Source organism: Klebsiella sp. Q2 (assembly GCF_009900705.1).
In the GTDB taxonomy this organism is placed as follows: Bacteria; Pseudomonadota; Gammaproteobacteria; order Enterobacterales; family Enterobacteriaceae; genus Klebsiella; species Klebsiella quasipneumoniae.
In genome coordinates this window covers 60225-73908 of record NZ_JAAABE010000002.1, presented here as the reverse complement: position 1 = coordinate 73908, position 13684 = coordinate 60225, and the positions used below count along the sequence as shown (strand labels likewise).

Genomic DNA, 13684 nt, shown 5'->3' with positions numbered 1-13684 from the left:
TATGGACGATATTTTGCTGACATCCGACCTGACCAGTCGATACAAAATTTCGCGCAAAACCCTGTGGTCATGGCAAAGCGAAGAAACCATGCCACGGGGTTTTGCTCGCCCCTTCCCTGCGCCTGACTTCCCCGGGAATCCTAACCGCTGGAAAGCAGAGTCGATAAAGGAGTGGGAAGAGACAAAGCAGCACTAACAAAATGGCTCGCCGATGACCTTCTCTAAGTGGCTCTGCCAAACGCGGAGCCAGTGTTTCTGGTCATCGATGTAATCATGAAGGTTGTAATGAGCCATTACCCCCACCATCTGGTGACCAAGGATTTTTTCTATCACGTGGGGAGGTGCGCCAAGCTCAGAAAGAGTAGTTGCGATAGTGCGCCGCAAATCGTGCATAGACCACTCCTGCATGTTGGCGCCAGACCATATTGACCTCGCATAATTTGAAGCCACGGGCCCCTGAACAGGCTTGTCCAAAATCTCCCCATCAACACGTCTTTGTGAAGTGACAAGATGCTTCGTGCCTACCATTTCAAGGTGGCTTTTCACAAGGTTAACAGCAGCATCAGGCAAACCACGTCGCGTATTGACCCTCGTTTTATAAATCTTGGCGGGCACGGTCCACTCACATTCGTCGAGCTGGAACCAGGATCTTTCGCTCTGTCTGATTTCCCCTGTTCTGCAACCGGTCAGCATAATAAATTTCACCAGGAATACCGACTCTATGGACATGTGATTTTTTAACCACTGGTACACAGCCCGAAGTTCCTCATCGCTGAGTCGTCGTGTGCTGATCTTTGGTTTTTGCCCTACATCTGTGGGGATAAGTCCATCCAGTGGGTTCGTAGAGATAACACCACGATTAAAACAAAAACGGAAAGCTCTTTTGCACAAAGAAAGCATATAGTGAGCCATCACCCTGCTCTCTATGCTGTCGAAAAGCTCTGTCCAGTGGCGCCGGGTTGAGTTATCGACCTTAACCCCCTTCATCTGCGCTGATATGTGCTTAGCAAACACTGATTGGTAATAGGTCGTATTAGTCAGGTTATTGGCAATACAGTGTCTCTCTACCCAGTAATTAAAAGCTTCCTCTACTGACAGAGCATCCTGTCGGCTTATCCGCTCCAGCTTGGCTTGCTCGCGAGGGTCCTTTCCCTCAATAAGCCATGCCCTGAATTGCTGGCGGCGATCTCTTGCCTGGGCGATACTCATTGCAGGATAATCACCGACATTGATTTTTACTGGTTTACCTTGCCAGCGGTAGCGATAGAAGAAGGTGATTTTTCCAGCCTGGCTGATCCTGACGTTAAGTCCATGGGAGTCGGACAGCACTTCAATATCGTCACGTTTCTTTCCAAGCGCTTTTTTAAGCTTTGTATCGGTGAGCATCTGATGAGTACACATGTGATCGTTGAGTACGCAAAAGTGTACACAAAATCATTTGCTCAAAGATACCCACAATGTAACACTTATACATGGAACGTACCTTCACATAGCTCCAACCCCATGAGTAGCAGCGCCTGGACGTAACGGATCGTTTTTGAGTGGAATTGTTCGAAACCAGATAAATGACAATATAAGAAAGTATTTTGAAAATACCCTTTTCTTTTTCTGGTTAACCGCAAAAACACACCAGGCCATCAGATGAAAGGGCGCATTTTTCTACACAACATTAAAATGCCGCCCTTTTTAACCGCACGAAAGCGCTGGCTGTTATCCGCCTGAGATGCCTGGAAGATGAGCACATCTCTTCCCCAGCGACGACATCATCGACCATCACCTCGCCTTTTGCGGCAACAGAAAATGCCGACCAAACGTCGACGCCCGGCATGATATTGAATGGCTAATATATTCAATAAGTCTGTGACAGAGATCTTGCATGGATCTATCGCTTGCTTTGCATGCCAGCGCATCCCGACATCGTCCGGTAAATCTTAAACACAGTTGAAAGAAGATCGTTAAAGAGAGAGGGATTCTCAGCAACAGATATTAACGCCTGGAGTAAATAAGCATGTATATCCGGTTCAGCTGACATAGGACCAAATATCGCCTATCTTGCTGCATTCAGGATCGCGGTGTCTGGAAAACAACCGGAAATAAAAAAATGCGCTGATCCAGGCATATCCCATAGGGATGAACGTATAAAGATCACGTGACCAGATTTACGTTACAGAGGATTTTTTTAATGCCTATTAATTTCGTTAGGTAAAATTCACGCGGAGTGATTGTAGGGTTATTATTGGTTGGTTAAAATATTTGAACGGGAATAACAAATGTTTTCAATAAGCCCTGCATTTTTTTGGGCTACCATTTATGCACCTGACGCTTATGAGGATTTTTGTATGAACACCCTGAAAAAAACCGCATTATTTTCTCTGCTTGCCTTATATATTCCTGTATCACAGGCCGCTGCGACAGAATATAGCCTGGATCCACAGCATACTTCGGTTGTTATTGCCTGGAACCATTTTGGTTTCTCTAACCCTACCGCCTATATCTCTGATGTTTCAGGGAAACTCTCTTTTGACAAAGATAACCCAGAGAAATCCTCTGTGCACGTCACGCTGCCAGTCAAAACCATTGATACGCATGTCAAAGCGTTAACGGATGAGTTTTTAGGCAAAGAGTACTTCGATGTCAAAACGTATCCTGAGGCAACCTTTCAGAGCACCCGGGTGGAAAGTAAAGGCGGCAATAAATATGATGTTGAAGGTAACCTGACCATTAAAGGCATCACTAAACCGGTAGTATTGCATGCCACCCTGAACAAGCAGGACATGCATCCGATGGTGAAAAAGGAGGCCATTGGTTTTGATGCCACTGGGGTAATAAAACGTTCAGACTTCAAGCTTGATAAATATGTTCCGGCGGTGAGTGATAACGTGACCATCACGTTATCTACGGAAGCCTATGCCAAATAAATTTACACCCACAAAAGCGGTGCATTTTAATCAGAGTGGTCACCCCGATAGTTAGCATGAAATTGAAAAACGATCGACAACCCCGCGCCCTGTTCAGGCTTCTGCAGGGCGGTTAATGTCTGTCGCAGAATAAGGAGTTCTGTCGGTAATTCCCCGTCATACCCTGACAGACATCGCATAGATATTTCATTAGGCCACCTGGCGATGTTAAAAGGGAGTTCGGCGCAGGGCTGAGAAAACGACAACGGCACCGCGCACGGTGCCGTTAGTCTGCTCGCTTAACAGTCGGGGAAAATAAACAGCAGAGCATGACGCTGCCGTTTCACCAGCCCCTTCCTGATGGCGAGGATCCGCATATTGCGGCGTGATTGGGCTTCCAGCCAGCGCGCTTTACGGCGATTCACCTGTCTCAGCATGCGCCAGCGCCCTACTTCCGTTCTACTACGCTTCATTGCAACGACTCTACGAGTGAAAACAGCCCCCATTATAAACCTCTGCCTGCGGCTGACCACCGCTTTCGCTGCGTTTTTATTTGCCAGAAAAATACTGATGCGTAAACTCATCACATAACGTCATTCAAAAGGATTTTACATCTATGACAACCTTTTACACGGTGGTGAACTGGCTGGTCATTCTGGGGTACTGGCTGTTGATCGCCGGTGTAACATTACGAATTCTAATGAAACGCCGCGCTGTGCCGTCCGCGATGGCATGGTTATTGATCATTTATATTCTGCCGCTGGTGGGGATCATCGCCTATCTCTCCTTTGGCGAGCTGCATCTTGGCAAGCGGCGGGCAGAACGCGCGAGGGCGATGTGGCCTTCCACGGCCAAATGGTTAAACGACCTCAAAGCCTGCAAACATATCTTCGCGGAAGATAACAGCCCGGTGGCCGAGTCCCTGTTCAAGCTGTGCGAACGGCGCCAGGGCATTGGCGGCGTAAAAGGCAACCAGCTGCAGCTGCTGACGGAATCTGACGACGTCATGCAGGCCCTGATCCGCGATATTCAACTGGCTCGCCATAACATTGAGATGGTCTTCTATATCTGGCAGCCAGGCGGCATGGCCGACAGCGTCGCCGAATCGCTGATGGCCGCCGCCCGTCGCGGGGTTCACTGCCGGTTGATGCTCGACTCCGCGGGCAGTGTGGCTTTTTTCCGCAGCCCATGGGCGGCAATGATGCGTAACGCCGGCATTGAAGTGGTCGAGGCTCTCAAGGTCAATCTGATGCGTGTGTTTCTGCGCCGGATGGACCTGCGTCAGCATCGCAAAATGGTGATGATCGATAACTATATCGCCTACACCGGCAGCATGAATATGGTTGATCCCCGCTACTTTAAACAGGACTCAGGGGTCGGACAGTGGATTGACCTGATGGCGCGCATGGAAGGCCCGGTGGCGACCTCGATGGGCATCGTCTACTCCTGTGACTGGGAGATCGAGACCGGAAAGCGTATTCTGCCGCCGCCGCCGGACGTCAATATCATGCCGTTTGAAGAGGCCAGTGGACATACCATCCACACGATCGCCTCCGGCCCGGGGTTTCCGGAAGATCTTATCCATCAGGCGCTGCTCACCGCCGCCTACGCGGCGAAAGAGCATTTGATCATGACCACGCCCTACTTCGTACCCAGCGACGACCTGCTGCACGCGATCTGTACCGCTGCCCAGCGCGGCGTGGACGTGAGTATTATTTTACCGCGCAAGAACGATTCGCTGCTGGTGGGCTGGGCCAGCCGGGCCTTTTTCACCGAGCTGCTGGCAGCAGGGGTGAAGATTTACCAGTTCGAAGGCGGCCTGTTGCATACCAAGAGCGTGCTGGTCGATGGCGAACTGAGTCTGGTGGGTACCGTGAATCTGGATATGCGCAGCCTGTGGCTCAATTTTGAAATCACGCTGGTCATCGATGACGCCGGCTTCGGCAGCGATCTGGCGGCGGTCCAGGATGACTATATCTCGCGCTCGCGCCTGCTGGACGCCCGTCGCTGGTTAAAACGTCCGCTGTGGCAGCGGATCGCCGAGCGACTGTTTTACTTCTTCAGCCCGTTGCTGTAAAACGTGCCCATCAGATACCGAATGAGTAGCAATCATGGATATGGATTTAAACAACCGTCTGACCGAAGACGAAACGCTTGAGCAGGCATACGACATCTTCCTCGAACTGGCGGCCGATAACCTCGACCCGGCGGACATCATTCTGTTTAACCTGCAGTTTGAGGAGCGCGGCGGCGCCGAGCTGTTCGACCCGTCTGCAGACTGGGAAGAGCATGTGGATTACGATCTGAACCCGGATTTCTTCGCCGAAGTGGTGATTGGCCTGGCGGATACCGACGGCGGGGAAATCAATGATATCTTCGCCCGCGTACTGCTGTGCCGCGAGAAAGATCATAAGCTGTGTCATATTCTGTGGCGTGAATAACGCTGACTAGCCAGTGAAAAGCCTGCCGCGTTCCTCCCGGCAGGCTTTTTTTATGCCGAGGGTTTACTGCGGTAACGCATGGCCACAGGCGTGACAAAACCGGGCGTTATCGTCATGGTGGCCCTGCTGGCACTGCGGGCATACCCGCTGCTGACGCCGCCGGTTCAGGGCGCTGGTCATATGGGTGGTGATAAGCCCGGTCGGAATGGCAATAATGGAGTATCCGATCAGGATGAGAATGGAGGCCAGGATGCGGCCCAGCGGTGTATGCGGCGTGATATCCCCGTAGCCGACGGTAGTGATGGTTACAATGGCCCAATAGACCGAAGCGTTGAGCGTGGTAAAACCATACTCTGGCCCTTCTATCAGGTACATTAACGAGCCGAAAATCACCATCACAATGGCGATAAACGAATAGAACAGGATCAGCTGATGGCGCGCGCTGACAATCGCCCGCCAGAACACATTGAGCGAAGGCATAAAGCGCAACAGTTTGAGAATACGCAACGCGCGGATCGCCCGCATTGCCCGCCAGGCAAAGACATAATTGAGGCTAATTTCCGGCCACAGCCACATCACGTACAGCGGCAGGATGGTCGCTAAGTCAATAAACCCCCAGAAGCTGAAAATGTAGTGGAGCGGATTGGGCCATGTCGCAATACGCAGCAGATACTCCAGGGTAAAGACCGCGGTCACCAGCAGCTCCAGCCAGACGAAAATATGCCATTCATCTAATGTCAGATGATATTGCGTGCCCAGCCCCGACTCGACAAATATCACCACCACGCTGAGCAATGCGAAAAGTCCGCACAGACCTTCGAAGCGGCCGCCGGAACGTCGGTTTTGATCGAAAAGCAAATGATAAAGCCGCAGGCGAGCGGCAGAAAGCATACCCACTTCGTTAACCTCGCAAAAAAAAGGGCTGACCTGCGTCAGCCCCTGAGATTATAACGGGTCTACCTTAAGGCAGGAAACCGCATGGCGGAAGCTGCCTTCCAGCACCGGACGGGTTTTGGCGCACTCCGGTCCAGCGAGCGGACAGCGGGTGCGGAAGACACAGCCCGAAGGCGGATTAATCGGCGAGGGTAATTCGCCCTCCAGCAGTTGGATGGTTTTCGTTTTTTCGAGGTCCGGATCGGGGATCGGCACCGCCGACATCAGCGCTTTGGTATAGGGATGCAGCGGATTATGGTACACCTCATCGTAGGTTCCCAGCTCCACCGCATGGCCCAGATACATCACCAGTACGCGATCGGAGATGTGCTTAACTACCGCCAGATCGTGGGCGATAAATATCAGCGACAGTCCCATTTCACGCTGCAGCTGCTGCAGCAGGTTGACCACCTGGGCCTGGATGGACACGTCAAGTGCGGACACCGGCTCATCGCAGATAATCAGCTTCGGCTCGAGGATCAGCGCCCGCGCGATGCCGATGCGCTGACACTGACCGCCAGAGAACTCGTGCGGATAGCGGTTGATCAGGTTAGGCAACAGCCCGACTTTCATCATCATCGCCTTCACGCGATCGCGCACTTCCTGACGCGGCATCTTCGGATGATAGGTACGCAGCGGTTCAGCGATGATTTCTCCGATGGTCATACGCGGGTTCAGCGAGGCCAGCGGATCCTGGAAGATCATCTGGATATCGCTGCGCACGTCGCGCCACTCTTCCTGCTTCATGCCCAGCAGATCTTTACCCAACCAGGCCACTTTGCCATCGGTGGCCTTCACCAGGCCAATGATGGCGCGGGCGAAAGTCGATTTACCGCAGCCTGACTCCCCCACCACGCCGAGGGTCTCGCCTTCATAGAGACGCAGCGTCACGCCATCTACGGCTTTCAGCGTTTTCGACGGCTGCCAGAACCACTGTTTGCCATCTTTAATATCGAAATGCACCTTCAGGTCGGCAATTTCGAGCAGGACTTTTCGTTGTTCAGTTACGGCGTTCATAGCAGATCCCCCACCGGTTTAAAGCAGGCGCGCAGGCGACCTGGCGCGAAAGACTCCAGCGGCGGCGCGCTGCTGCACTGTTCCATTGCATGCGGACAGCGCGGCTGGAATGGGCAGCCTTTCGGCAAACGCAGCAGGTTCGGCGGGTTGCCCGGAATGGTCAATAACGCATCGCCTTCGGCATCCAGACGAGGAACCGCATTCAACAGCCCAATAGAGTATGGGTGCGACGGCTGATAAAAGACATCGCGCGCCTGACCGTACTCCATGGTGCGGCCCGCATACATCACCAGCACTTTATCGCAGATCCCCGCCACGACTCCGAGGTCATGGGTGATCATAATGATGGCCGTATTAAATTCGCGTTTCAGCTCATTCAGTAACGTCATGATCTGCGCCTGCACAGTGACGTCCAGGGCGGTGGTCGGCTCATCGGCAATCAGCAGCCGCGGCCGGCACAGTAGCGCCATGGCAATCATCACGCGCTGGCGCATCCCGCCGGAGAACTCGTGCGGGAACATCTTCATGCGCTTGCGCGCTTCCGGCATTTTCACCGCGTCGAGCATTTTGACCGACTCCTCAAATGCTTCGGCTTTGCTCAGCCCCTTATGCAGCATCAGGACTTCCATTAACTGCTCTCCCACCCGCATATATGGGTTCAGAGAGGTCATCGGATCCTGGAAAATCATCGAGATTTGCTCGGCGCGCAGTTTGTTCAGCTCACGCTCGGGCAAATTGAGGATTTGCCGACCGTTAAAGGTGGCGGAACCCCCGATGCGACCGTTGGCCGCCAGCAGCCCCATCAGGGCGAAGGCGGTCTGCGATTTACCGGAGCCGGACTCCCCGACAATACCGAGCGTTTCGCCCGCCTGGAGGGTGAAGTTCAGATCATTGACGGCGGTGACATCGCCATCCGGCGTTTTAAAGGTGACGCGAAGATCTTTCACGTCCAGCAGCAGGCCGCTGTGACTCTGCGCTTGCGGCGCTTTTGCCGTTTCAATCATGGTCATGGCAGCGCTCCTTAGCGGTCTTTCGGGTCGAGGGCATCACGCAGACCATCGCCGATAAAGTTGAAACAGAACAGGGTCACCACCAGGAAACCCGCCGGGAACAGCAACAGCCAGGGCGAGACCTCCATTGAGTTGGCGCCATCGCTGAGCAATGCCCCCCAGCTGCTGAGCGGCTCCTGCGTCCCCAACCCCAGGAAGCTGAGGAAGGATTCAAAGAGGATCATACTGGGGACCAGCAGCGAGGCGTACACCACCACCACACCCAGCACATTAGGAACGATATGGCGCAGCACGATGCTCGCTGTGGAGACCCCGCCGACCTGCGCCGCCTCAATAAACTCTTTGCGCTTCAGGCTCAAGGTCTGTCCGCGTACGATACGGGCCATGTCCAGCCAGGAGACCATGCCGATAGCGACAAAAATCAACAGGATATTCTGACCAAAAAAGGTCACCAGCAGGATAACGAAGAACATAAACGGGAAGGAGTTGAGGATCTCCAGCAGACGCATCATCACCGAATCCACTTTGCCGCCGAGATACCCGGAAAGCGAACCATACAGCGTGCCGAGGATCACCGCCACCAGCGCCGCCGCCACCCCAACCATCAGCGAAATACGCCCGCCGATCGCCACGCGCACCAGCAGATCGCGACCGGAGGAGTCGGTCCCAAAGTAGTGGCCAGAGGCCATGTCCGGGGCATTGGACATCATGCCCCAGTCGGTATCGAAATAGGAGAATGACGACACCATCGGCGCGAAGGTCACGAACAGCGCAATGAGCACCAGCATAATCAAGCTGGTGACCGCGGCGCGGTTATGCATAAAGCGGCGACGCGCATCCTGCCAGAGGCTACGCCCCTCCACTTCCAGCTTCTCACTGAAGTTTTCCAGCGCCTCGCTATTTTTCTTACTTAACATCATGGCGAACTCCGGCTTCAGTAGCGAATCTTCGGATCGATAACGGCGTAAAGCACGTCAACGATGGCGTTGAACAGAATAGTCAGGGCACCCACGAGGATCGTCAGGCTGAGCACCAGCGAGTAGTCGCGGTTAAGCGCCCCGTTAACGAACAGCTGGCCAATCCCCGGCAGGCCGTAAATGGTTTCAATGACCATTGAGCCCGTAATGATGCCCACGAAAGCCGGCCCCATATAGGAGAGCACCGGCAGCAGCGCCGGCTTCAGCGCATGGCGCAAAATAATGCGGCGCATCGGCAGCCCCTTCGCCCGCGCGGTGCGAATAAAGTTAGAGTGCAGCACTTCAATCATTGAGCCGCGGGTAATTCGCGCGATGCTGGCGATATAGGCCAGGGAAAGCGCCACCATCGGCAGGATCATAAATTTCAACGCCCCGCCGTTCCAGCCGCCGCCCGGCAGCCAGTGCAGGGTAATAGCAAAGATCATCACCAGCAGAGGCGCCACCACAAAGCTCGGAATAACCACGCCGGTCATGGCTACCCCCATCACCGCATAGTCCCAGCGGGTATTCTGCTTCAAAGCGGCAATAACGCCCGCAGCGACGCCGATCACTACCGCCAGCAAAAAGGCAGCGAAGCCCAGTTTCGCCGAAACCGGGAAGCTGGCCGCCACCAGATCGTTGACCGAATAATCTTTGTATTTAAAGGAGGGACCAAAATCGCCATGCGCCAGCTGCTTCAGGTAATTGAAGTACTGCGTCATGATGGGGTCGTTTAAATGGTATTTTGCTTCAATATTCGCCATGACTTCCGGCGGTAGCGTGCGTTCCCCGGTAAAAGGACTTCCCGGAGCCAGACGCATCATGAAGAATGAAATGGTAATAAGAATGAATAGCGTCGGAATCGCTTCCAGACAGCGACGTAAGATAAATTTTAACATTGCCCGTACCTTCTGGCGTGTGCCTTTGCACTGCTCTCAAATAAGACACGATGGAGCGAGCACAGGCCCGCTCCACGTATTGCCATTAATGTTTGATAACGTAAAGGTCTTTGGTATAGACGTTATCCATCGGGTCTTTACCGGTGTAGCCACCGACCCACGGTTTCACCAGGCGGGCGTTAACGTAGTAATAGACCGGTACGATCGCGCTGTCTTTGTCCAGCTGCTGCTCTGCTTTCGCATAGGCTGCAGTGCGCTGCGCTTCATCGGATGCTTTCACGGATTCAGCCATAATCTTATCGAACGCCGGGCTCTTATAGTGCGCAGTGTTCATTGAGCTGTCTGAAAGCATGGTATTCAGGAATGAGGTTGGCTCGTTATAGTCGGCGCACCAGCCTGCACGCGCCACGTCATAGGTACCCTGATGACGGGTATCGAGGAACGTTTTCCACTCCTGGTTGACTAACTTCACGTCAATGCCCAGGTTTTTACGCCACAGCGAGGCGGCGGCAATCGCCAGCTTCTTGTGCAAATCAGAGGTGTTATAGAGCAGGTTGAAGGTCAACGGTTTATCGGCGCTATAGCCGGCTTCGGCCAGTAGTTTTTTCGCTTCTTCATTCCGTTTTTCCTGCGACCAGGTAAACCATTCCGGCTCGGTCAGTTTCGCGCCATCGGTATACGGCGGGGTGTAGCCGTAGGCCGGCAGATCGCCCTGTCCTTTTACCTTATTGGCAATAATGTCGCGGTCCAGACCCAGCTTCAGCGCGGTACGTACGCGCACGTCGGTGAACGGTGCTTTCTGATTGTTAATTTCGTAGTAATAAGTACACAGATACGGGTCAACGTGCAGCTCGTTCGGGATCTCTTTTTTCAGTTTCTGGAAGAGCTCGATCGGCAGCTGGTTATAGGTCATATCCAGCTCACCGCTGCGGTAACGGTTAACATAGGTCACTTCAGAAGAGGTCGGCAGCCAGGTGACAGTGTTAATAACGGTTTTGGCATTATCCCAGTAATGCGGGTTGCGCTCCATGACGATACGTTCGTTGACCACCCAGTCTTTCAGGGTGTACGCGCCGTTGGTGACGATATTGCCAGGCTGCGTCCACTTCTCGCCAAATTTTTCAATCGCTGGTTTGTAGACAGGAGACATCGCCGGGTTAACCAGCAGTTTATAAAAATAGGGTACTGGCTCGCTGAGGGTGACTTCCAGCGTGTGGTCGTCAATGGCTTTTACGCCCAGTTCGCTCGGAGCTTTCTTGCCGTCAATGATTTCGTCGACGTTCACGATATGACCATACTGCGGATAGCTGGCATAAGGAGACGCGGTTTTCGGATCCACCAGACGCTGCCAGCTATAAACGAAGTCCTGGGCGGTCACCGGCTCGCCGTTAGACCATTTCGCATCTTTACGCAGATGGAAAGTCCAGACTTTGAAATCTTTATTATCCCAGCTCTCTGCCACGCCAGGGATCGGGTGGCCATCTTTCGGCGAGGTATTCAGCAAGCCTTCGAACAGGTCGCGGCTAATATTCGCCTCAGGCACCCCTTCGATTTTATTCGGGTCCAGCGATTGCGGTTCGGCGCCGCTATTTCGCACCAGCGTTTGCTTATCCGAAAGCTGCACACCGGCCGGGACATCCGCTGCCATAGCCATATTGCCGGCCATGAGTGCGGATAGCACTCCTGCGGCGATCAAACGTTTTTTAGTGATGATGGTCATTGTGTTGTAACTCCAGTCATTATAATTACTGGTTTTTTAACCAGCCTGTTTTTTTCCCGTTTAGGGGATCTGTCCAGCGCAGGAGTGTTTGCGATTGGCAGATTGCTATCACCGACTTATTTATTACGACCGCTCGAACGGCAGTCTTAACGTCGATTCGTTCCCCCTCGCTGGGGGGCAGTTCCGGCATAGCGAGATCATTAAAAATGATTCTCATTTACGCACATAATTCAGCAGACGATAACGGCGGAAAGTACCAAAAGGTAAACACCTCCGCCAATGCAATTTGCAAATATGTTACCGGATTCTCTTTTATTGCCGGCTTTGCCAGCGTTACTCGCGGTTGCCACAAAACGCCGATAGAAAAATATCATTATTAATCATTTAGTTATGACACTTTCACCAGCCAACATACTGATCAACGACCGCAAGATGATTTTTTGTACAAAAATTTAACAATAGATTACTTTTTAGCACATTCATCTACAGCCTTGTTAAAATTACTAATATCATTTCGATGATCCGACAGCAAGTACCAGAGAATGATGTGAAGAAAATAACATCACAGGATGGGGAGACGTGAGGGGAATGTTAAGAGAAATATTTCATATATTAATGAAAATTATGGAATTAATAGCGATATCGCAAAATGTTATTCCTACCGCCGGTTACGCGCTGGCTAATAGGTTTTGCTAATAATCGCGCAGGCGAGAAGGGAACCTACCCGCCTGCGTGGCAACCAGCTAACTCAGCAGCCCCGGAAAGAGCGCTTTAATCCCCGTCACAATAAACTCAATGCCAAGGGCCATCAGCAGCAGGCCCATAATACGGGTGATAACGTTGATCCCTGTCTGCCCTAGCAGACGCACCAGCCACGGCGCCATGCGGAAAATCCCCCAGCAGCAGAGGGCAAAGACGGCAATCGCCAGTGAAAAACCGACGAGGTGCACCCAGGAGTGATACCGCGTACCCCACACGATAGTGGAACTGATTGCCCCCGGTCCGGCCATCAGCGGTAGCGCGAGAGGAACCACGCCGATGCTCTCCCGCACCGCCGTCTCCGACTTCTCCTGCTTGTTCTGCTTATCTTCACCGAGCTTACCGCTGATCATCGACATCGCGATGGTCACCACCAGGATGCCGCCGGCGATACGGAATGAATCAATGGAGATACCAAAAATCTGCAGAATGCCATCGCCGAGAAACAATGACGTCAGGAGGATGATCGCCACCGACAGGTTGGCGGTCAGGTTGGTCTTATTGCGCACTGCTGCCGGTTGGTAGCTGGTCATACTAATGAACACAGGAATAATGCCCACCGGGTTAACCAGAGCAAATAAGCCGATGAAAAACTTGAAATATGCAGAAAAATCGAACAGTGATTGAGTCACAATGGGCTCCGCAGCATCATCAAAATTGGCGGTTGACTGTTAACAGCATAAAATAACTGCGCGAAACATACGCTTTTTGCATGCAATATTCATTATAAATATGCATAACCCGGTGATATGTATCGAATGTTAGCTATTTGTAGTTTTAATGCTAATCGTTTTTTTAATTTCAAAACCCTCCCATTACACTTGATCGAACCGGTCAAAAAGCAGTCAGCTGAAAGGTATCAGCAGTGCCAATACTTGATCTAAATCACGTAATTTGTACTCAGAAGTGAGTAATCTTGATGACACCAACAGAGTGGAAGGCAGCAGTACCTGAAAGTTAAAAAGATAAAGCTTTTTTAGTAAATCGGTAAAACAGCGTCCTGATTTTCCTACATAAACATTTACATGCAAGCTGTTTACAGCCTGTCTATA

14 protein-coding genes are annotated in these 13684 nt (G+C 52.3%); 4 read left to right on the top strand and 10 right to left on the bottom strand.

From position 1 onward, the window contains the following. The first annotated feature begins 1 nt into the window (after position 1). Positions 2 to 196: an excisionase gene (locus GT756_RS07935; protein ID WP_087761503.1), complete on the top strand. Its 195-nt coding sequence runs from the start codon at positions 2 to 4 to the stop codon at positions 194 to 196. Here the strand turns inward: GT756_RS07935 and GT756_RS07930 are convergent. Continuing rightward, a complete protein-coding gene (locus tag GT756_RS07930; protein WP_087761504.1) occupies positions 193 to 1386 on the bottom strand; it encodes a site-specific integrase in 1194 nt (397 codons plus the stop codon). The two genes, GT756_RS07935 and GT756_RS07930, sit on opposite strands and share 4 nt — an antisense overlap. An 884-nt stretch (positions 1387 to 2270) precedes the next feature. Between GT756_RS07930 and GT756_RS07925 the strand changes: the two genes are divergently transcribed. Continuing rightward, positions 2271 to 2918, top strand: coding sequence for a YceI family protein (locus GT756_RS07925; RefSeq protein WP_072206868.1), 648 nt, complete (start codon positions 2271 to 2273; stop codon positions 2916 to 2918). A 278-nt stretch (positions 2919 to 3196) separates the two neighbouring features. On the opposite strand, the gene GT756_RS07920 is transcribed toward GT756_RS07925, so the two are convergent. After that, positions 3197 to 3370 carry a YciY family protein gene (locus tag GT756_RS07920; protein ID WP_023290120.1) on the bottom strand — a complete coding sequence of 58 codons (174 nt, stop codon included), beginning with the start codon at positions 3368 to 3370 and terminating at the stop codon, positions 3197 to 3199. 143 nt (positions 3371 to 3513) lie between these two features. On the opposite strand from GT756_RS07920, the gene cls reads away from it, so the two are divergent. Together cls and GT756_RS07910 are read left to right on the top strand one after the other, a co-directional pair. Next, the gene (gene cls, locus GT756_RS07915) at positions 3514 to 4974 is read left to right on the top strand and encodes a cardiolipin synthase (protein ID WP_004203158.1); all 1461 of its coding nucleotides are present in this window, start codon (positions 3514 to 3516) and stop codon (positions 4972 to 4974) included. A 34-nt stretch (positions 4975 to 5008) separates the two neighbouring features. Continuing rightward, positions 5009 to 5338: an HI1450 family dsDNA-mimic protein gene (locus GT756_RS07910; RefSeq protein WP_002910079.1), complete on the top strand. Its 330-nt coding sequence runs from the start codon at positions 5009 to 5011 to the stop codon at positions 5336 to 5338. Between the two features lie 63 nt (positions 5339 to 5401). On the opposite strand, the gene GT756_RS07905 is transcribed toward GT756_RS07910, so the two are convergent. The 8 genes from GT756_RS07905 to GT756_RS25810 form a co-directional block, all read right to left on the bottom strand. After that, positions 5402 to 6229 (bottom strand): ion transporter, encoded by an 828-nt coding sequence (locus GT756_RS07905; RefSeq protein WP_160124660.1) that lies wholly within the window; start codon positions 6227 to 6229, stop codon positions 5402 to 5404. 54 nt (positions 6230 to 6283) lie between these two features. Further along, positions 6284 to 7288, bottom strand: coding sequence for a murein tripeptide/oligopeptide ABC transporter ATP-binding protein OppF (gene oppF / locus GT756_RS07900; RefSeq protein ID WP_002910083.1), 1005 nt, complete (start codon positions 7286 to 7288; stop codon positions 6284 to 6286). Next, positions 7285 to 8298 carry an ABC transporter ATP-binding protein gene (locus GT756_RS07895; protein ID WP_004151853.1) on the bottom strand — a complete coding sequence of 338 codons (1014 nt, stop codon included), beginning with the start codon at positions 8296 to 8298 and terminating at the stop codon, positions 7285 to 7287. The genes oppF and GT756_RS07895 overlap by 4 nt, the downstream gene beginning before the upstream one ends. Positions 8299 to 8309: 11 nt before the next feature. Then, complete coding sequence (gene oppC, locus GT756_RS07890; protein WP_004145396.1) at positions 8310 to 9218, bottom strand: oligopeptide ABC transporter permease OppC; 909 nt, start codon at positions 9216 to 9218, stop codon at positions 8310 to 8312. A 14-nt stretch (positions 9219 to 9232) separates the two neighbouring features. Continuing rightward, positions 9233 to 10153, bottom strand: a complete 921-nt coding sequence (gene oppB, locus GT756_RS07885; protein ID WP_002910089.1) for an oligopeptide ABC transporter permease OppB — start codon at positions 10151 to 10153, stop codon at positions 9233 to 9235. Positions 10154 to 10238: 85 nt separating this feature from the next. Further along, positions 10239 to 11873 (bottom strand): oligopeptide ABC transporter substrate-binding protein OppA, encoded by a 1635-nt coding sequence (gene oppA, locus GT756_RS07880; protein ID WP_004203164.1) that lies wholly within the window; start codon positions 11871 to 11873, stop codon positions 10239 to 10241. 743 nt (positions 11874 to 12616) lie between these two features. Next, positions 12617 to 13264 carry a YchE family NAAT transporter gene (locus tag GT756_RS07875; RefSeq protein ID WP_002910095.1) on the bottom strand — a complete coding sequence of 216 codons (648 nt, stop codon included), beginning with the start codon at positions 13262 to 13264 and terminating at the stop codon, positions 12617 to 12619. Between the two features lie 213 nt (positions 13265 to 13477). Beyond that, positions 13478 to 13663: a hypothetical protein gene (locus GT756_RS25810; RefSeq protein WP_032425908.1), complete on the bottom strand. Its 186-nt coding sequence runs from the start codon at positions 13661 to 13663 to the stop codon at positions 13478 to 13480. Positions 13664 to 13684: the final 21 nt, after the last annotated feature.

Coding starts and splice junctions, on each gene's coding strand:
- oppF (WP_002910083.1), bottom strand. CDS start 7,288: ATGAACGCCGTAACTGAACAACGAAAAGTCCTGCTCGAAATTGCCGAC.
- oppA (WP_004203164.1), bottom strand. CDS start 11,873: ATGACCATCATCACTAAAAAACGTTTGATCGCCGCAGGAGTGCTATCC.
- GT756_RS07930 (WP_087761504.1), bottom strand. CDS start 1,386: ATGCTCACCGATACAAAGCTTAAAAAAGCGCTTGGAAAGAAACGTGAC.
- GT756_RS07925 (WP_072206868.1), top strand. CDS start 2,271: ATGTTTTCAATAAGCCCTGCATTTTTTTGGGCTACCATTTATGCACCT.
- GT756_RS07920 (WP_023290120.1), bottom strand. CDS start 3,370: ATGAAGCGTAGTAGAACGGAAGTAGGGCGCTGGCGCATGCTGAGACAG.
- GT756_RS07935 (WP_087761503.1), top strand. CDS start 2: ATGGACGATATTTTGCTGACATCCGACCTGACCAGTCGATACAAAATT.
- GT756_RS07905 (WP_160124660.1), bottom strand. CDS start 6,229: ATGCTTTCTGCCGCTCGCCTGCGGCTTTATCATTTGCTTTTCGATCAA.
- oppC (WP_004145396.1), bottom strand. CDS start 9,218: ATGATGTTAAGTAAGAAAAATAGCGAGGCGCTGGAAAACTTCAGTGAG.
- cls (WP_004203158.1), top strand. CDS start 3,514: ATGACAACCTTTTACACGGTGGTGAACTGGCTGGTCATTCTGGGGTAC.
- GT756_RS07910 (WP_002910079.1), top strand. CDS start 5,009: ATGGATATGGATTTAAACAACCGTCTGACCGAAGACGAAACGCTTGAG.
- GT756_RS07895 (WP_004151853.1), bottom strand. CDS start 8,298: ATGACCATGATTGAAACGGCAAAAGCGCCGCAAGCGCAGAGTCACAGC.
- oppB (WP_002910089.1), bottom strand. CDS start 10,153: ATGTTAAAATTTATCTTACGTCGCTGTCTGGAAGCGATTCCGACGCTA.